24 protein-coding genes are annotated in these 16,925 nt (G+C 59.6%); 9 read left to right on the top strand and 15 right to left on the bottom strand.

Annotation, left to right across the window (positions count from 1 at the left end; genetic code table 11):
- Positions 1-65 precede the first annotated feature (65 nt).
- Positions 66-1,304, top strand: coding sequence for a cytochrome P450 (locus tag KR52_RS08015; RefSeq protein ID WP_038554497.1), 1,239 nt, complete (start codon positions 66-68; stop codon positions 1,302-1,304).
- Here KR52_RS08015 and KR52_RS08010 read toward each other — a convergent pair.
- The 9 genes from KR52_RS08010 to KR52_RS14940 form a co-directional block, all read right to left on the bottom strand.
- Positions 1,286-1,540 carry a hypothetical protein gene (locus tag KR52_RS08010; RefSeq protein ID WP_038554494.1) on the bottom strand — a complete coding sequence of 85 codons (255 nt, stop codon included), beginning with the start codon at positions 1,538-1,540 and terminating at the stop codon, positions 1,286-1,288. The genes KR52_RS08015 and KR52_RS08010 overlap by 19 nt on opposite strands.
- A gap of 932 nt (positions 1,541-2,472) precedes the next feature.
- On the bottom strand, positions 2,473-3,723 hold the full coding sequence (locus KR52_RS08005) for an alpha-hydroxy acid oxidase (RefSeq protein ID WP_162175610.1): 1,251 nt from the start codon (positions 3,721-3,723) through the stop codon (positions 2,473-2,475).
- A gap of 77 nt (positions 3,724-3,800) precedes the next feature.
- A complete protein-coding gene (locus KR52_RS08000; RefSeq protein WP_038554491.1) occupies positions 3,801-4,025 on the bottom strand; it encodes a hypothetical protein in 225 nt (74 codons plus the stop codon).
- A 12-nt stretch (positions 4,026-4,037) separates the two neighbouring features.
- The gene (locus tag KR52_RS07995; RefSeq protein WP_038554488.1) at positions 4,038-4,646 is read right to left on the bottom strand and encodes a hypothetical protein; all 609 of its coding nucleotides are present in this window, start codon (positions 4,644-4,646) and stop codon (positions 4,038-4,040) included.
- Positions 4,647-4,714: 68 nt separating this feature from the next.
- Positions 4,715-4,954, bottom strand: coding sequence for a hypothetical protein (locus KR52_RS13685; RefSeq protein ID WP_071840212.1), 240 nt, complete (start codon positions 4,952-4,954; stop codon positions 4,715-4,717).
- A 162-nt stretch (positions 4,955-5,116) separates the two neighbouring features.
- Positions 5,117-5,989: a phycobilisome rod-core linker polypeptide gene (locus KR52_RS07985; protein WP_038554483.1), complete on the bottom strand. Its 873-nt coding sequence runs from the start codon at positions 5,987-5,989 to the stop codon at positions 5,117-5,119.
- A gap of 199 nt (positions 5,990-6,188) precedes the next feature.
- Positions 6,189-6,422 (bottom strand): hypothetical protein, encoded by a 234-nt coding sequence (locus tag KR52_RS07980; protein ID WP_038554480.1) that lies wholly within the window; start codon positions 6,420-6,422, stop codon positions 6,189-6,191.
- A 107-nt stretch (positions 6,423-6,529) separates the two neighbouring features.
- A complete protein-coding gene (locus KR52_RS07975; protein WP_253912347.1) occupies positions 6,530-7,315 on the bottom strand; it encodes a response regulator transcription factor in 786 nt (261 codons plus the stop codon).
- Complete coding sequence (locus tag KR52_RS14940; RefSeq protein ID WP_216725515.1) at positions 7,266-7,439, bottom strand: hypothetical protein; 174 nt, start codon at positions 7,437-7,439, stop codon at positions 7,266-7,268. Before KR52_RS14940 ends, KR52_RS07975 begins: the two co-directional genes overlap by 50 nt.
- A 147-nt stretch (positions 7,440-7,586) precedes the next feature.
- Here KR52_RS14940 and KR52_RS07970 point away from each other — a divergent pair, with 147 nt between their 5' ends.
- A complete protein-coding gene (locus KR52_RS07970; RefSeq protein ID WP_156957654.1) occupies positions 7,587-8,381 on the top strand; it encodes a hypothetical protein in 795 nt (264 codons plus the stop codon).
- Positions 8,382-8,490: 109 nt separating this feature from the next.
- On the opposite strand, the gene KR52_RS13285 is transcribed toward KR52_RS07970, so the two are convergent.
- Positions 8,491-9,045, bottom strand: coding sequence for a hypothetical protein (locus KR52_RS13285; RefSeq protein ID WP_156957653.1), 555 nt, complete (start codon positions 9,043-9,045; stop codon positions 8,491-8,493).
- 29 nt (positions 9,046-9,074) lie between these two features.
- On the opposite strand from KR52_RS13285, the gene KR52_RS14290 reads away from it, so the two are divergent.
- Positions 9,075-9,407, top strand: a complete 333-nt coding sequence (locus KR52_RS14290) for a hypothetical protein (RefSeq protein WP_156957652.1) — start codon at positions 9,075-9,077, stop codon at positions 9,405-9,407.
- A gap of 79 nt (positions 9,408-9,486) precedes the next feature.
- On the opposite strand, the gene KR52_RS07955 is transcribed toward KR52_RS14290, so the two are convergent.
- The 3 genes from KR52_RS07955 to KR52_RS14285 form a co-directional block, all read right to left on the bottom strand.
- Positions 9,487-9,696: a hypothetical protein gene (locus KR52_RS07955; protein WP_038554469.1), complete on the bottom strand. Its 210-nt coding sequence runs from the start codon at positions 9,694-9,696 to the stop codon at positions 9,487-9,489.
- Positions 9,697-9,950: 254 nt separating this feature from the next.
- Positions 9,951-10,736 (bottom strand): hypothetical protein, encoded by a 786-nt coding sequence (locus KR52_RS07950; protein WP_038554466.1) that lies wholly within the window; start codon positions 10,734-10,736, stop codon positions 9,951-9,953.
- Positions 10,737-10,772: 36 nt separating this feature from the next.
- Entirely contained in the window at positions 10,773-10,925 is a 153-nt protein-coding gene (locus KR52_RS14285; protein WP_156957651.1) for a hypothetical protein, read from the bottom strand.
- 32 nt (positions 10,926-10,957) lie between these two features.
- Between KR52_RS14285 and KR52_RS13680 the strand changes: the two genes are divergently transcribed.
- The 3 genes from KR52_RS13680 (at position 10,958) to KR52_RS14280 (ending at position 12,435) form a co-directional block, all read left to right on the top strand.
- Positions 10,958-11,116: a hypothetical protein gene (locus KR52_RS13680; protein ID WP_156957650.1), complete on the top strand. Its 159-nt coding sequence runs from the start codon at positions 10,958-10,960 to the stop codon at positions 11,114-11,116.
- A 112-nt stretch (positions 11,117-11,228) separates the two neighbouring features.
- Entirely contained in the window at positions 11,229-12,071 is an 843-nt protein-coding gene (locus KR52_RS07940) for a DUF429 domain-containing protein (RefSeq protein WP_038554463.1), read from the top strand.
- A 46-nt stretch (positions 12,072-12,117) separates the two neighbouring features.
- Positions 12,118-12,435: a hypothetical protein gene (locus KR52_RS14280; protein ID WP_156957649.1), complete on the top strand. Its 318-nt coding sequence runs from the start codon at positions 12,118-12,120 to the stop codon at positions 12,433-12,435.
- A gap of 373 nt (positions 12,436-12,808) precedes the next feature.
- Here the strand turns inward: KR52_RS14280 and KR52_RS07935 are convergent, their stop codons facing one another.
- Both KR52_RS07935 and KR52_RS14620 read right to left on the bottom strand, forming a co-directional pair.
- Positions 12,809-15,004 carry a mechanosensitive ion channel family protein gene (locus KR52_RS07935; protein ID WP_253912346.1) on the bottom strand — a complete coding sequence of 732 codons (2,196 nt, stop codon included), beginning with the start codon at positions 15,002-15,004 and terminating at the stop codon, positions 12,809-12,811.
- A 366-nt stretch (positions 15,005-15,370) separates the two neighbouring features.
- Positions 15,371-15,511, bottom strand: a complete 141-nt coding sequence (locus tag KR52_RS14620) for a hypothetical protein (RefSeq protein ID WP_162175596.1) — start codon at positions 15,509-15,511, stop codon at positions 15,371-15,373.
- 227 nt (positions 15,512-15,738) lie between these two features.
- On the opposite strand from KR52_RS14620, the gene KR52_RS14770 reads away from it, so the two are divergent.
- From KR52_RS14770 to KR52_RS07925, 3 genes are all read left to right on the top strand, one after another.
- A complete protein-coding gene (locus KR52_RS14770; RefSeq protein ID WP_173402207.1) occupies positions 15,739-15,915 on the top strand; it encodes a hypothetical protein in 177 nt (58 codons plus the stop codon).
- Between the two features lie 27 nt (positions 15,916-15,942).
- Positions 15,943-16,134 carry a hypothetical protein gene (locus KR52_RS07930; RefSeq protein WP_038554460.1) on the top strand — a complete coding sequence of 64 codons (192 nt, stop codon included), beginning with the start codon at positions 15,943-15,945 and terminating at the stop codon, positions 16,132-16,134.
- 455 nt (positions 16,135-16,589) lie between these two features.
- Positions 16,590-16,811, top strand: a complete 222-nt coding sequence (locus KR52_RS07925; RefSeq protein WP_038554457.1) for a DUF2811 domain-containing protein — start codon at positions 16,590-16,592, stop codon at positions 16,809-16,811.
- Positions 16,812-16,925 lie beyond the last annotated feature (114 nt).

The raw sequence follows: 16,925 nt of genomic DNA, 5'->3' as shown, positions 1-16,925 counted from the left end.
CACCCTGAACTAGCCAGCAGCTCCAGCGCTGTCAGCCCTAGAACAACGGTTCACCCGGAGCTGAAATGACCACCTCCACCCTCCCCAGCACGGGCGCCGTGACCGGATTGGGGGAAACCCTGGCCTTCTTCACCCGAGCTGACTTCGCCCAGCAGCGGTTCAAGACCTACGGCGATGTGTTCGAAACCAAACTGCTGGGCCAGCGGATGGTGTTCATCCAGGGCGAGCAGGCCATCAGCGATTTGTTCCGGCAGAGCGATGTGCTGGAGGGATGGTGGCCTGAAAGTGTGAAACAGCTGCTGGGGAGCAAGTCGCTGGCCAACCGCACGGGCCCCGGCCACAAGGCCCGCCGCCGGGTGGTGGGGCAACTGTTCTCCAGCGCTGCGCTGGCGCGCTACAGGCCGTCGATTGAGGGATTGGTGGACGAGCTGATCCTGGAGCTGGTCACCAGCGACGCGGCTCTGCCGTTGGCACCCCGGATGAGGCGCTTCGCCTTTTCGGTGATTGCCACCACGGTGCTGGGGCTGGATGGCGCCAGCCGTGACGCTCTCTTCAACGACTTCGAGGTGTGGACAAAGGCTCTGTTCTCGGTGCCGCTGGCCATTCCGGGCACCCCCTTCGCCAGGGCCATGGCTGCACGCCAACGGCTGTTGGAGCGAATCAAGACGGAACTGCAGCGGGCTGACAAGGCGGGGGGACTGGATCTGTTGAGTGGCGGGCTGGATGAAGCCGGTATCCCCCTGGACGACGACGATCTGGCCGAACAACTGCTGCTGCTGCTGTTCGCCGGTTACGAAACAACCGCCTCGTCGCTGAGCTGCCTGTTCCGGGCACTGCTGCTTCACCCGGAGGTGGAGACCTGGGTACGGGAGGGCCTGGCCGAATCCACAACATCGGAGCGATTGGATGCCACGGTGCTGGAGGTGATGCGACTGACACCTCCTGTTGGGGGGTTCTATCGACGCTGCCTGGAGCCGATCTCCCTGGCCGATGTGGCCCTCCCGCAGGGAAGTGTGGTTCAGGTGGTGTTGAGATCAGCGGCGCCTGAGGATGACGCTGATCTCGCGGCATTCCGGCCGCAACGCCACCTGGATGGAACCTTCGGGCAGACACTGCTGCCCTTCGGTGGTGGTGAGCGGGTCTGCCTCGGCAAGGCCCTGGCGGAACTGGAAATCCGCCTGATGGCAACGGGATTGCTGCAGTCAGTTGAGCTGCAGCTGGAGCCGGAGCAGGATCTGGGGCTGCAGCGGTTGCCCAGCCCTACGCCGAAGGATGGTCTGCTGGTTCAGGCCACAGCACGGTGACGGCGTCGGCCGAGGGGTTCGATCCAATCCACCAGCACCTCCTTGTGACGCAGCAACGGCTCCGGCAGGCGACAGCCGAGGTTGACCTGCCCCTGATCCATCAGGCGCCCCAGCCGAATGGCGGCAGCCTCCTCCGGACGATCAAAGCTGGTCTGATGCGAGGCCAGCCAATCCACCTCCTGCTCTGTGATCACCCCGGTGGACAGGCTTTCCAGAAAGATTTCTCCAACTGTCATGAGAGGCATGTAACGAATTCGTTACATCCTGGCGCGTCCTGCCGGCAGTCGCGACGTCGTGCGCCCCAAGGGCATCACAAAGGGTTCAGCCAAGAGGAAGGCCGCCCCTCCCGGATGGAAGAGACGGCCTAGTTCGCTCGTTTGTGCATGGCAATCGACCTGATCAGTGGAGCTGGTTCTGTGAAGCGTGATGCTCGATCGAACGACAGTGAACTGAAAGGAGTAGGTCGAAGCGTCTGGCTTGTGGCAACCCTGGGGCCATTGGGTCCAGGTGTGAAGCGGGACTCCTGCGGGGCACCTCGACGAACGGTGCAGAGGAGTGTCGACTGATCAGACGCACATCAGTGTCGTCACAGACGAGGCGCTCACGGTTGGGTTGAAAAGTTGGAGCAGGGGCCAGAAAAGTCAGGCTGCTTCTGCGATTTGCTCAGGTGGAGTATCGGCCGTCATGGGCTCCTCCGATCTCGATGCACACACTCTCGTCAGCGACGGAGCGCCCGGCAATCAGCTGTCGTACTCATTGCCATCTGACGCTGATCGAACGATTGTGGGGATGGCGTGCCCAGCCCCTGGCCAACAGCGATCGACGAGAAAAGTCCGGAAACCGAGACCTCTCTGAAAAACGCTGCACATTCAGCGGTCATCCACCATATTTGGTGTCCTGGCTGACCCTGCAGACCATCTGTAGTAGCCAGGCAGCATCGAGAGAGCGACTCGGTGGCTGGCGGTCCAAGCGCCCTCAACCAGGAGCGATGGTTGAGGGCGCTTTCTGCGCGCTTCAGATCTCCGAAAAGAATGCGGGCATTTGCCAAGAGTGTTCTCCAGGCAAGGAAGGTGGTGATGCGGAGTCCGCATCGCTCGGGGAGAACACTGTTCTCCTCGCGGTTCCGTGCCGCACTGAGACGAAGCCTCCCACTGCCGATGGGTGGAATTCAGTAAACGAAGGGAGGCAGATGGCTGTCTCCGTGCAGCAACGACGGACGCCTCAGTTCATCACCCAGCGCCTGGACCTCGGCGATGGAGCTCACGCCGGTGAGCCGCATGGCCCGCTCCAGGCCCTCTTTCAAAATCGTGAAGGTGCGGATCAGTCCCTCTTCGCCACCCGCTCCGAGGCCTGCCGCCATGGCGCGACCGATCCCCACCGCCTGGACGCCGTAGCTGAGAGCGATCAGGATGTCAGTACCGCTGCGGATGCCGCCGTCCATCAGGAAGGTGAGTTTGGACTCCTTCAACTTCGGCATTTCTGTCTGCACGATGTGCAGCGACGGAGGAACGCGATCCATCTGTCGTCCTCCGTGGTTGGACCAGATCACCCCTTGCGCACCCGCGTCCTCCGCCCGGCTTGCGTCATCCGCGCAATGGACGCCCTTGACGATGATCGGTCGCTCAGGTCCCCAGGCCTCACGAATCCATTGCAGGTCGGCCCAGGTGATGGCGGATTGGGCCAACTGACGGCCGATGTCGGTGAAAGGCATGGGATGGCCGTTGGCATCGATCACATTCACAAACTCCATCACGCCCTGGTCCCGCCAGAACTCCACGAGCCAGGGCAAGCGCGTTGCCATCTGAGGTGTCAGCTGAAGCCGCTTGGCGAACCAGCCGATGGTGTCGCGGGTGCTCAATCCCTGACGGGAGCGCATCGCCTCCAGGGGTTTCATCCGTTCGTGCAGGCGGCGCTGACCGGAGACCCCCGTGTCGATGGTGAGCAGCAAGGCGCTGAAACCAGCCTCTCGAGCCCGATGGATACCGCGTATAGCGGTGTCGCGGCCTCCACAGAGATAGAGCTGAAACCAACATGGGCTCGACGACGCGGCGGCAACCTCTTCCATGGGGGTGCCCGAGAGTGTGGACAGCCCCATCACCGTGCCGAAATGTCCGGCGACGCGGGCGGCAACCGCCTCAGCGCGGGGGTGAAGGGTGCGCAGACTGCCCACCGGGGTGATGTACCAGGGCACCGCCAGTTGATGACCCAGCACCTGAGAGGTCGTGTTCAGGTTGTCGACACGAGTCGCACCACAGGCATTGAGCACCGTCTGCTGGAACGCCTTCACATTGCCCTTCAAGGTGATTTCGTCATCGGCACCACCGCGGAAATATTCCGAGACGATCGGGGGCACACGGCGCCGCATCAAGGACCAGAGGTCTTCCGTGGTCAGTGCATCGTCAACGCTTGAGACGTGCATCATGGCGTGAATCCCGGCGCAACCTGGTTGCTCTCTTCCGTTTTAGGTCTCGATTGAGCCTCCCCCCATGGATCGACTCACGCCAGCCACTGATCGGCATCCATCACCTTCTTGATCAGCAGGCCGAGGCGCTTGAACTCGGCGAAGTTCACATCCTTCACAGCCTGATCCAGGCCGCAATCGACCCAGGCGCCGTCGCGCTTCTCCTCAATCGTGAAGTCCTGCTCGAGGCTGTCGCGGCGGATCCGGTAGATGATGCCGTCCTCATGGAGGTAGTCGGCGGAAACCAGCTGCAGACCCATCGATCGCTCGTGTCAATCCAGCGATGGTGGCGTGAAGGTGTCGGCCACCGCAACAATCCAACGGGCTGCCGCCGCTGTCACCTGTTCCTTGGTGACGTTGAACTCAAGATCATGGCCCTGCTCAAGCAGGTCGGGAATGATCGTCTGCCAGGCCATGCCGGCCGCGCTGGCATTGAGGTCGCCGATTAGCACGAAGGCCTTGGCCGCCCCGGTGACGGCGTCGGTGTACTCGGGATTGGCACTCACTTTGCTGCGGTACCAGTCGCCCACCAGATCCCGCTGGGCCTTGCTGAGAAAAGGCGGGGCACCGACGAGGTAGGCATCGAGCACGAGCATTGGGCTGGGCACGCTCTTGCCGGGGTGCTTGAGCTCGAACCAGGCCTGACCGATGGAGGCGGCGTCGGGCCAGTGGCAGAGGATCGCGGCGTCCTGACTGTCGAGGGAGCGCTGGCTCGCCAGCTGATCGATGCGCTCGATCAGGGAGGGCCCGGTGAGGGGCGGTTCACTGCGGGCGTGCTCGGCGCGGGCTTCATTGATCGCCTCGGCCACGGCGGCCTCGTTCTCATTGAGTTGCTCGAGAGCCCGCTTGAGGTTGGCGTCGGCGTCGGCGGGGCTGGCCACGATGAGTCAGTGGATATTACCCCACCTTGGCACCAAATCCAGCAGCCTCAGCCAAAATCATTGACGGGTTATTGATAGTTTTCCACCTGAAGGTTGTAAGCCGACACCAGCAGATTTTTATCCAGACAGATCTCGGCCGGAAATTGTGGCGACGCCGATTTGATCAGCCGCAAGTGAACATCAATCGGCTTGTACCCCGCTCTCAGACAGCATTCAAAGAATTTAGAGACAGCAACTTCAAGGACTTCAGTACCAAAGAGAGGCGTTACCTGGCCGCTTTCGTGAACCAATAACCCGAAGTAATGCATCGCCCGATTCAAAGCGACGAGACTTTACAAAACCGAGAATCATTCGCAATGAGCATAAATACTCACGCAAATACTGTGCCAATCATTGGAGCTCTCATAAAGAAGCAGGAGGGTTGCCCCTCCTGCCTTTCTGCTCATCTCATCGCTGCAGGCAGCAATGAATCAGAAGCGGCCGTAGTTGAACTTGCCTCCGTACATGCGGCGGTAAGCAGCGTTGCGGGGGTTGCTGACGGCGTTCGTATAGGAGAAGCCACCACGGTCGCTGTCGTCTGAGTAAACAGCAGCTGCTGCGAAGGAATTGAGATCCATGCTGAAACGCTTCACCAGGGAAGGGCCGGTGTACATGGCGTTTTCAGAGCTGGCATTGGCCGGAGTGATTTCGGCCATGCCAACAAAGGTGGAGCAGGAAGCCCGTGCTTCCGACTTGAAACCACGAAGATAGGGAACCGTGTCGGTTCCGAAGGTTTCGAGGTACTCCTCTGAGCGGACGAGGCTGTCAACGAAAGCGTCGAAACCCTCTTCAGCGATCAGCTGAATGCCAGCACTCACTTCCTTCTGATTGATCGGAGGGCGACCGAGCAGGTGCTTGGTGGTGAGCTCGATGCCGCGCATGGGTGACACGGCGTGGAAAAACTTCTGCTTGTACAGCTCAGATTTCACCAGGCCCGCCATGAATCCCTGCACATTGATGCGGCCGTCACAAAGGAAGGCTTCCAGCGAGACAAGACGCTGGTTGTCGGAGATGCCGATGTTGCCAAACACCTGCTTGTAGCCAGCGGAGATGGCAGATTCCAGAGCCTGGCTGCCTGTTGAGGCATAGGAGTGGTTGATCGCCGAGAAGGGGCACTCCTCATGGATCCGAGGGCCCATACCAATGCCCATGGCGGCGCACTGGTTTTGTTTGTACTCAGCAGGTGTAGATGCCGCCTTGCCCTTGTTGGAGCTGGCACTTTTGGCTGCATCCACGGAGTTCGCAAAGGCGAACGACACCCGCTGTTCGTGGGTGAAATCCCGCTTGTACTTCAGGGCTGGCATCCGAGGAAACAGTGAAATCAGATCAAAGATATGGCGATCGCTTCATCTATGGAGATGAACTTAGTAATAGTTAAAAGCTGCGTTGCAGCAGCAAGAGACATTCATTGGTTCAGACCAAAACGAAAGCCTGATCTCGGCCAAAACGCAGGCTCAACCAGGGGTGTTGGCAACAACCCTTTGGAAGGGTTGGTCTTGAATCTCAGCCGCCATTGCAGTAGCGAACGGCTACAGCTTGGGAGCGGCCATCAGCCGCAACGGTTTCCACGCAGCCGTTGAACAGGCGGCTCTCCTGCTTCACGGCGCACAGACCAACGGCAATGGCCGCCAACGACACGGCGGACACCACGGTAGCGGAGATCTGAACCAGGCCATAGGCGAGCATCGACCGCTTCTTGCCGCCGCAGGACTGCTGGGTGGTGGTTCCCTCGGACATCACACAAAAGCAACGTGGGGACCCTATGCATCAAGCGTTAGGGATCGAAGCGAGATCACGACCGTGATCACCGAACTGGCGATCACCCAAAAGCCCCCCACCAGAAATCAGCCGAGGGGATCGATCAGGCCGTAAAGGAGGGCCATCACAGCCAGCTGGGTGCGATCAGCCGCAGCCAACTTGTCTTTGGCGTTCATCACGTGGGTCTTCACCGTTTCCACCGAGATGCCGAGCCTGCTGCCGATGGCCTGGTTGGTGAGGCCACGGGCCACCCCCGCCACCACCTCGAGTTCCCGCTCGGTGAGGTGTTCAATCAAGGGAGGCAGGTTCGGGTGGGGCAGCTCAGCGGCGGCAAGCCGGCGAATCTCTTCGGGGAAATACACACCGCCTTCGGCGAGGGTGTGAAGGGCCTGGGTGAAATCGCCCTTTCCCGTGCCAAGGCTTGATTTGAAGATGACGGCATCGGCATGGGCCTGCATCGCCTCCTGCACCACGGCCTGGGTTTCACGCTCCAGCACGATCAGCAACTGACAGGTGGGCAGCTCCGCCTTCACCCGCCGCAGCAGATTCATGCCGTAGCCCGTCTCCAGATCCGACGTGCAGATCAACAGGCTCGGCCGGGTGCGCAGCACCAGCTGCACCCCCTCCGCCTCGGTGGTAGCGGCACCCACCAGGGCACGGCGGATCGGCTCGGCCAGGCAGAGGCAGGCGAGTGCAAAGCGATCGCCGCAGCAGGCCACCACCCGCTGCTTGCGGAAGAACTGCGCCGTCGTTTCGATGGCCGCGCTCAACGCGGGCGACTCGAGCCGCAGCTCCATCTGATGCCGATCAGGTGCCCTCCTTTTAGCGCTGCTGATCGGGTTCAGCTGCAGCAGCATCAAGGCAGACGACATCTCTCATGCCATGGGGATAGCGCTGTCTCCCCAATTGCCAGGCCTGGGAGGCGTCAGCGACCTGCACTGTTTTGGTCATCAGCTGGCCCTGATGCTTGAAGATCAATTCATAGATCGGTGACATACGGCTGAGAACGAGTCCCCGTATTCACTTACAAGACAGGGGATTCCACATCCCTCCATCGGGGGAGACATCGCGCAAACCTTTGCCTCGGGTGGCTGGTTTTGCAGCGCATGATGGCTATGACGAAGCCCTCAGCGGTTGGGCACGATGATCAAGATCACCGGCGGCCGCACTGCTCTGCTTGCTGCCGTGCTGCTCGGGGCCTGCAGTGAGCCCCAAGCCAACACGTCGGCACCGGCCCCGGACGCTGAACAACCCGCCGCGAACCCTGAAAAACCCAGGGGTTGGGACAGCGACAATTTTTTTCTTGGCCGCTGGCAGGGCAACAGCACGGCCGGGCGCGCTGTGATTGATGTGCTAAGCGTCGAACCGAACCGGGTGCGGTGGGGTAACGCCGCCAATGGGATCTGCGACAGCGATTACAGCGTTGAGCAACTCCCCTGGGGACGCAATGGCCGCTTCCCCGATCAGCTGATTCCTCCATCTGAACCAACAGACCTGGTGTACGGCGTCGTCAGGCTCACCCTGCAACCACGGCCATGCGACAGCGGCGTTGCCATGGTCCAGCTGGCCAAGCCGCTGGATGGATCCGGTTCCCTCCAGGTGGTGACCTACGACGCCCAGGGCTCCACCCGCGGCAACTTTCCCGACCTCACGGAACTGCCCCCGATTCAGGACAAAGCGACATGGCCGCTCGCCTGCACACTCAATGGCATCGCCTCCACCTGCAGAACCGAGCCTGCAGCGAAGGACGGCTTCAGGCTCTATTTCTCCCACGGCGAAGGTCCGATGTTCAGCTTCACGCCCGTCGGCGCACCGACCACCGATAGCCGGGAGATGGTGGATGGCTCAGGCCAGCGCTGGTCGATGAGCGGCCATCACTCTTTCGAACTCGAGGAGATCGGCGGCAACGGCAACCGGATCACGGTGAGCAGCCCCTGAGGCGATCGCCGAGCCATCTCCGATGCAACGACGGCTACGCCACAGGCGTAGGGCGGCCACCGCGGCGCTCAGCCTGCTAGTGCCAGGCCGTAGGCGTGATCAACACAGATCAAAAGAATTTCATCTTGATCGAGGGCTTGGATGGGGCCGCCGATGGCTTGGGAGAGGCCTCGGATTGGCTGGGCGTCGTTGATGTCGACTTGGAGGGGTCCTGGTAGCAAGCGGTTGTGACGGCTTGATCACCCGCCAGAACATCCCTGAAGCTGGTGTTGAGGTTCACCGTGGATTGGCCGAGCATCACTGCCTGGGTGGCGAGCACTCCATAGTTGCCCGGCGCCACACCATCAACGCTGGTTCCTTTGGGAGGGGCCCAGGTTGCTGAGAACCCGCCGCGACTCACCACCGTGCGAATCGGTTCTTCGCAGTAACCAGCCGCTGTGAGATCAGCGCGAATCCTGGCGAGGAGATCGTTGAGGGACGTTTTGCTGTATTGGCCATTCAAGGCCACCTGGCCGATGGTGTTGGCACTGAACATCGACTGGGAATTCTCCCTGATCGAGGCCGGTAGCTTGTTCAGCAGAGACTGGGCGGTGTCCGCATGGGCAGCCGAACCAAGCAGCAGAAGGGTCACCAGGGCAGCTGACGTTTTCAGGCGGGAGAACATCAATTGTGTGGACACGTTGGCCAATTTTGATGAATCTCTGCGGCATCGCAAGCCGAGGTGTTCAAAACTTCATTGCGTCCATTGATGCTTCGGTATTCCAAGCCGTTGGATGCCGGAGACCATCGAATCGATCATCAAATTGTGGAGCGATCTTCAACAAAGTGATGCCTTGGATATCAATCAAGGGCACCAGATACGACTTTGGTTTTGATCTCCCGAAGCAGCCGGCGGATCAACTCTGGCCGAAACTGGTGGTTGGAGAGCTCAGATATCCGCACACATCGATGGAGCAGCCGAGAGGAGCACAGCAGATGCTCCAAACTTTGCAGTTCCTAACCGCATTGGGCGTGCAACTCGGCTGAATTCAGCCAAGGTTGAACGGGATCGACCTGCCCATGCCCACCAGCCTGATCAGGCCAAGCCAGCTATCGCTGTTCAGCATCAGCCCAGTGATCGGGGCCTGGTGTGAGGAGCTGCAGACGCAGAATCAGAGAGGGACTGGAGTGCTGGAACGACATCACCCTTGCCTGTGCCAAGGCTTGATTTAAAGATCTCCGCATCGGCGAAGGCCTGCATGACCTCCTGCACCACGGCCTGGATTTCAAGCACCAGCACAATCAGAAGCTGGCAAGTGGACAGCTCCTCCTTCACCCGGCGCAGCTCCAGTTACGCCGCATCGAGTTCTTCACGTTCAAGGGTGCCGCGCTCGGCAAGGAAATCCCCAGTCGACGGGAAGGCAGTAGTCATCAACCCCCTTCATCTCATCCTTGAGCATGGAGCACTCAGGAGCACGATCTCGCGCTCTTCAAAGGATGTTCACCAAGTGCTCAGGGCTTCACAAGTCCCCAGCAAGCCCAGCACACCCCCCCCCACGATGCGAGCAACCCGCACACACAACCCTCTGTTCAACCTTGATTCACCTGGAGGAAGCAGTGATCCGGCAAACCTGATCCACGAATGCGGAAACTGAGATCATCAACTTTGCGCAGGCGTTCGAGAAGTTTTTCGGCCTCGGATCGGTTGCGGATCAAAGTTTTGGTGGAATGGGCAGCACTGTTTCGCAACAAATTTACAGAATTCAGCTTCTCGAACTGCGATTTTGAGGGGTAACCCAGATCGGTATAAAGCCGGCGTTCTCCGCAGAGATTCAACAAATCCTTGAAATAGAGATAGTGGCAAGGTGAATAGTTCAATCCCTGATCTTTATCCTTTTGAAGCTGTTCCCTCCCTGGCTGGGAGATCTGTTGTTCCACAACGTCGTTGCCGAGCTTGTGCTCCACAAAGCGAGACAACAGCATTTCCAGCATCACCACCTGAGAGAACACATAAACGCGAAAGGCGTTGCCATTGAAGTCTGACAAGCCCAGCAACCCCGTCACGCGCAGCCGATCGCGGATGAACACAAAAGGCTTGTCGGAGCGAAGAATCACATCCAAAGCCACCTCGATCGGCGTTTGGCCCGGAAGCATGTCTTCAGCCAGCACGGGGAAGCATTGCGGCAGGCCAGAACGCTCTCGGCGATACCAGTAAGAGGCAATCAATCCGCCGGGACGATCGGTTGCCACCGGCAGAACATCAAAATCATGGGAATCCATGATCATTTGTGCCGCAACTGCATCGCCACTGGCACTGGCCATCGTGATCACATCACGCGGCACCGCCAGCATTTGGGCATACAGAGGCAGATACATCAGCGTTGAGGGCCAGTCATCACCGACAGCGGCCTGTCAATCGCCATTCTGAATCTCCCGCACCACCTCATCAATCTGATCACTCAGATCGATCTCGCCGTTCTGCCCCGCCAGATCGGCAAAACGGCGCCCCTGCGGCATAAATGCAGCAATGCGTGCCGACCTTGAGAGATGGGACAGCCCGGGCATGGATCCAACAGACCCGCAGACAGACCCCGCCCATGCCCATCGCTAGCGTTGCTAGCAATGACAGCACTGCTGGCAACGTCAGCACCATGGCCACCCTAACGATCCGCAGGCTCGACGACACCGTGCGCGATCGGCTCCGGCAGCGCCGAGTTGGAGTTGCCATCCAGGAGCGACAAGCCATCAGCACCTAGCCTTGAGTCGTGATCGCGGCGACGGCTCTCGCCCATGACGGGCAACTGGCCACCCGCAACACCGCAGACTTCGATCCCATTGGCCTGAAGTTGGTCAATCTCTGGTAGTTCGATGGCACGCCGATCTGATCCGGGCAACGGACCCTGCGTCCTCGGCATCGACGCCGCCTGGACGGCCCATCAGCCCAGCGGCATCGCCCTGGTGCAGAACACGGCGACAGGATGGAGCTGTCTGGCCATCGCCCCCAGCTACGAAGCTTTCATCGCACAGGCATCAGGTCAAGCCTGGGATCCAGAGCAAAAGGCCACCGGTAGCAGACCCGACCCAGCAGCACTGCTCGAAGCCTCCAAACAGATCAGTGGTGCAGAGCTGAGCTGCGTGTCAGTCGACATGCCCCTGGCCACCACACCGATCACCAGCCGACGGGCGGCGGACACCGCCATCTCCAGCCGCTTCGGGCCAAGCGGCTGCGCGGTTCATAGCCCATCCGCCGAACGCCCTGGCGGCATGGCCGATCAGCTGCGCGCCGACTTCGCCGCCCTTGGGGTCATCCTTCACACCAACGCCAGCAAACAGACAACCCAGGCTCTGATCGAGTGTTATCCCCATGTCGCCCTGCTGGCCTTACTCAAGCGGGACTACCGCGTGCCCTACAAGGTGAGCCGCTCAGGCCAGTACTGGAAAGACGAGAAGCTGACACGCAGTGAACGCATACAACGGCTGCTCAAACAATTCCACGCAATCAAAGACGGCCTGGATGAACACATCCGCGGCATCCCGGAGTTCATCCCCGATCCCTGCGAAGTGACAACCCTGGCGTCGCTCAAGCCAGTGGAAGACATGCTCGATGGCCTGATCTGCGCCTGGATCGGTCTCGAATACCTCGAAGGCCGAACCGTTGGCCTGGGGGATGACACCGCTGCAATCTGGGTGCCGGCATCAGTCGCTGAATGATCCCCCCATCTGCCGGAGCCAGACTGAGGGCATCAACCAGCAGATCATGATCCTTCCCCCTGCTGCTGGCTGCCATTCCGGTTGTACCGATTCAGTTCGCACCGGGCTCGAGCTGCGGGGTTTTCGTGGGGCGCGGGCCGGTGGACCTCACCCTGCAACTGGCCGGAGCGCAGACCGTCGACATCGATCCACACCTGCACCGAACAGCCCGTCCCTTGAGGTGATGCTGCTGGTGCCGGGGGAGGAGGAGTTCGCCGTGATCGAACCGGCGGCCTGCAAACGCCTGCATACGCCCCGCGGGGGCCGGTACATCTACAGAGTGATGACAGCGGCACCGGTGGATGTGCGCTTCTGCGCCTTCTGAAGGGCCTTCAGGACCGCCCAGGTAGACCCCCGTCGACCACAAGCACCTTTTGAATGTGCAAGCAGCACGTAAGTCCTGGCCGAAGGAGATGGCCTGCCAGGGGGCTGAGCCCGATCCAGAAACAAGGATCACGCCCATGCCCATCGCTGGCGTTAGCAGCAAGACAAGAACTGCTGGCAACCTCAGCCCAAAGGGTCACCCTCTCAATGCACTTGGCCCATGACCTGCAAACACTCCTCCCTGGCCGAGGCTGAAGAGAGGAAGGAAGCCGAAAGCCATGGGCGATGTCTTCAGCTCCCGGTGCAACGGGTCTCTCTGTCGTCTCGAACGAGCCGAACATCGAATCAGCCTCGGAACGAAATCACCCTCTCCATCACCCCTTGATCTCGATTGCCGTGGGGAAGGGGATCACGATCTCCGCCACCGCCAGCTCCCGCAACAGCTCGCGGTTGATCCAGTCGATCGAATCCTTGAACTGAATGAAGCTGAGCCCTTCCGAGAAGAGATGGCATTTGAAGTCGTAACTGAACTCTCCGATGACGAGCAGCCGGCAGGCCTTCAGCTCGAAACCCGCCGTGCGATCAATGATCCCCTGCACCAGCGCTGGGATCGCCGCCAACTGCTGATCGGTGGTGTCGTACGACACCGAGAGCACGAAGTGGGAGAGATCCACCCGATAGATCAGCTGATTCAACGCGAGCGTCAGGGACTCCTGCAGATCGATGTAATCGCGCCAGTTCACGACGTGAATCAGGCCGATGCAGAGCAGCCGCTGCGGTGAACCCGGCTCCAGCTCCACGGTGAGGCATGGATTGATCAGGTCGGTCCGCTCGTCGGCGTAGCGGCGGGCAAGCGCCAGCAGATCGGCGATCTGATCCGGGCTGAACGGGGAATCGGCGTCCAGCTCCAGGCTCAGCTCCAGGCCCTGCAGCTGCGAAGCGCCGGCGACAGGTCCATGGCGAGAGAGGTTGTTGACGATGCAGTCTTCCGCCACCGCATTCGGGATCGTGATCCGGCCGGTGACCGTTTCGATTTCCACCGAGCGCAGGCCGATCTTGGTGAGGAAGCCCCGCTTGTCGCCGATCTCGCAGAACTCCCCCACCCGCAGCGGCCGGTCGGTCTGCAGCGACAGGCCGGCGAACAGATTGCTTAGCAGCTTCGAGGCGCCGAGGCCGATCGCCAGGCCGGGCACCGTGGAGAGGGCGAGCACCAGGGTGGGCGAGAGCCCCAGCTGCAGCAGCAGCTTGTAGATCAGGGCCACAGCCACCACCCCCGACACGATCCGGCAGGTGGGCATCACCCGGTTGCTGGTGCGCGAGAGGCGCCAGACGTCCTCACGACCGGAAAGGCGCACCAGGCCCTCCGACACCGAACGCCCCAGGGCTTCAAAAAACAGAAACACCAGCAGCACGAACAGGCTGAAGTAAGCGACTTCGAACAGCACCGTGAGCACCACCAGGGGCATGCCCGTGTAGTTGAGGTAGTCATCCACAAACAACTCAGCGGCCTTGGTGGCGATCACCATCGGCAGCACGATCAGGAACCGCGTCCAGGCCAGCGAATCTCGCAACCAGATCCCCACCGCCTCACCGGAATCCGATCGAAACGAATGAATCAGCTTCCGGAACAACACCGCCAGCAGCACGAGCAGACAACCGATCGCCAGCACCGACAGCACGAGTCGGAACAGGGTCTGGCCGAACAGGACCTCCGTTTCAAGGCCGGCGCGAAGGCCAGCCGGAAGATTCAGATACCACTTGGGCGGAAACAACCGGCCGGGAGTGTGGATGAAATCGGCGTAGAAATTGCGGGTGAAAAAGGGTTGATCACCGAGATCCTCCACCTGACGGCTCACCTGGGCGTACATGGCCGAGGCGTTGGCCACCGTGGCCGCTGAGAAGTAGAAATTGCTGTTGGCCGGATCCTCCAGCACCTGGCTGGTGAGCACGATCGAGGATCCGGGCAGCGTCCACGACTGGGTGTCTTTGGAGCGTTCGTCATTCATCGCCTTCATCGCGGCGGCATCGGGGATGGTGACCACCTGCCGGCTGCTGTTGAAGATGAAGTCGAGAACGTGCTTGAGCTGAATCGCGGCTTCGTCCTTGAGGTACGGACGAACACCGAGCGGGAAGAGCGAGCCATCCAACGACGCCACCGCCGCATCGAAGAGCACCTCCACCTCCGCCATCTCAGCGCGGGCCTGGCGATTCCAGAACAGGCCGCGATCGTTGAGATGCGACGCCTCAACGTCTTCAATCAGCTGGCCCACATCAGCCATCACGGCGTAGAAGTTGAGCAGCGTGTCCTGCGGTGAGTCGCCCACCACCCGGCCGAGGGGGGTGTGGCGCCAGAGATCAGCCCGCCGCTCCAGTTCGGCATGGAAGGGCTGCTGCTCCAGCGGAATCACCGGTTGGGAGCTGGCATAACGCTGATCCAGGAGTTGATGCTCCTGGTGTTGAAAACCAGCCCAGAGCGGCAGCCCGGAGAGCAAACACACGCTCAGCAGGCCAGCCAGAAACGCAACGATCCGCTTGCCTCTGCGCACGCCCGCCAACATCAAAAGAGTCATCTGACGCTAGCCAGTGAGGGCTGAATCAACCTCAACGCTGAGGGCGTTGATCAAAGCAACAGGCAACCGATGACATCAAGCTTGTTTGTGCTTCATGCAGCTGTTGTTGCAGGGGTGCCCTCGCTCAGATTGGGCTGACTGAGCACAATCGCTCAACTGAATCAAACTGATTCATTGGCGACCAAATGCGAGACAAACATCAACCATTGATACAGATTTGACTCCTGGCTTCCTTGATTGTGCTGATTCACCTTCAGCACACCATGGAATTTCTGATTGTCGGCTGCTTCATCTTTCCGCTCTCGGCCCTGTGGATCCAATCGAGAGAAGACGACGACAATACGGATGAAATCGACTTTCTTTGATTCAGTCCCTGGATGAGGGCAAGGCCGTAACGAGCATTTCATGGGCCAGAAGATCGTTGATCAGAAGCGTGAGGGCAATGCCCATCAGAGCCAGAGCAATGCCCTGATTTTTGTCTGAAGCAACAGCTACATTCCGGGACAATTCCAGATGTTTTTCCCAGGAAAAATGCATTAATCCCTGTCCTGTCAGCACTTTCTAGGACCATTAGCCCTGGCGATCGAAGCGATCAGTCGCATTCAGAAATGTTCTGTAATGACAGCAATGTATTGAGCTGATCATTCTTCCTTCGAAACGGTTGCAATCACTACGAATTGAAATTGCCGTTCAAAAAAATTTGGGATACGTTTCGGTGACACAGCCAAAGAACAATGGAACCAATTGCTTTGACTCTGGGTCAGAAATTTGAGATTGAAAAATTCTCTCGAGAAATCGACAACTCGGATGATCTACCAGCTCTCCGCCACATTGCCAAAGAGCTTCTGGTGGCGTGGAAACAACAGCAAGCCGCATCAGCCTGGATCATCCGCCAGTCCCAGGGCCTCTGAAATCAGTTCATTCCATACCCAGAAGCCATGGAAGACAATCCAATGATCACCACCATGTCGGTGGAAATTGAAGCCCTGCGTCTCTTGCACCGGGTTGTTGCTGAGGCTCATGACAGCTGGCCGGGTGGTGATGCCAGCGAGCAAGCCTGCCTGTTGAACATGAAGACCCAGCTCTATGCAGCCTTGATGGACCACCTGTTCGAGTCTGGTTCCATCTAGGGCTGAAACAACGGCATCAACAGAGATCGATGCCATATGGATGATGCACGCCAGGTCAATGCGTGGGGTAAAGCCGCTCCGACTGGCAAGGGGAATTGGCATTCCTGCAGCCACAGAGGAGACCGATAAGCACCCTTGAACAAGGCATCAATCCACCATCGAGAACAAGATTTCCACAACTTTTCCACAGACCCGGGAGCTCCTAAGCCAGGCTCCTTCATCACTTAAGGCCATCCCGGGGAAAAACGGTCCTCCACTTGACAGACAGATCCAGGGCGGCTCGATGCTGTATCGACGGGCACATCCAAAGGGATAAAACCCAGTGACAGCAATGATTCTCAGCTTGGCGCCCGAGCAAAGCGAAGCGAATCCATGTTTTTGACATCGACCTCCCCCACATGGCCTTATGGATGGGTTGACAGCAATGGGGCGAGTTGAACGAGACACCTGATGCGATGCCAGTTCACGTGAGTGTGGAAAACCAGCTACCGGAGGATCTGCACCGTGCGATGGGCGTTTTCATTGACCAGCATCCGCACTGGGACCAGTACCGCCTCGTTCAGGCAGCCATTGCTGGCTTCCTCTTTCAGCAGGGCTGCCAGGAGCGCGCCGTTGTACAGCACTACCTCGGAGGCCTGTTCCGCAAGCAGGCTTGCGAAGTTCAGCCCAAGTTGTGATCCTGTAGTGCTTGATCTGGCCCAGAAGGCCCAGCGGAGTCAGAACCAAACCCTGGATAAGTAAAAGCTGAACCCCGCTCAGCAGCGGGATGTAGGAGTGTCATCCGGCTTGAG

Origin of the sequence: Synechococcus sp. KORDI-52, from assembly GCF_000737595.1 — a bacterium.
In the GTDB taxonomy this organism is placed as follows: Bacteria; Cyanobacteriota; Cyanobacteriia; order PCC-6307; family Cyanobiaceae; genus Parasynechococcus.
Note: the sequence above shows the minus strand (reverse complement) of the source record. Positions and strands in the feature narration are given on the sequence as shown.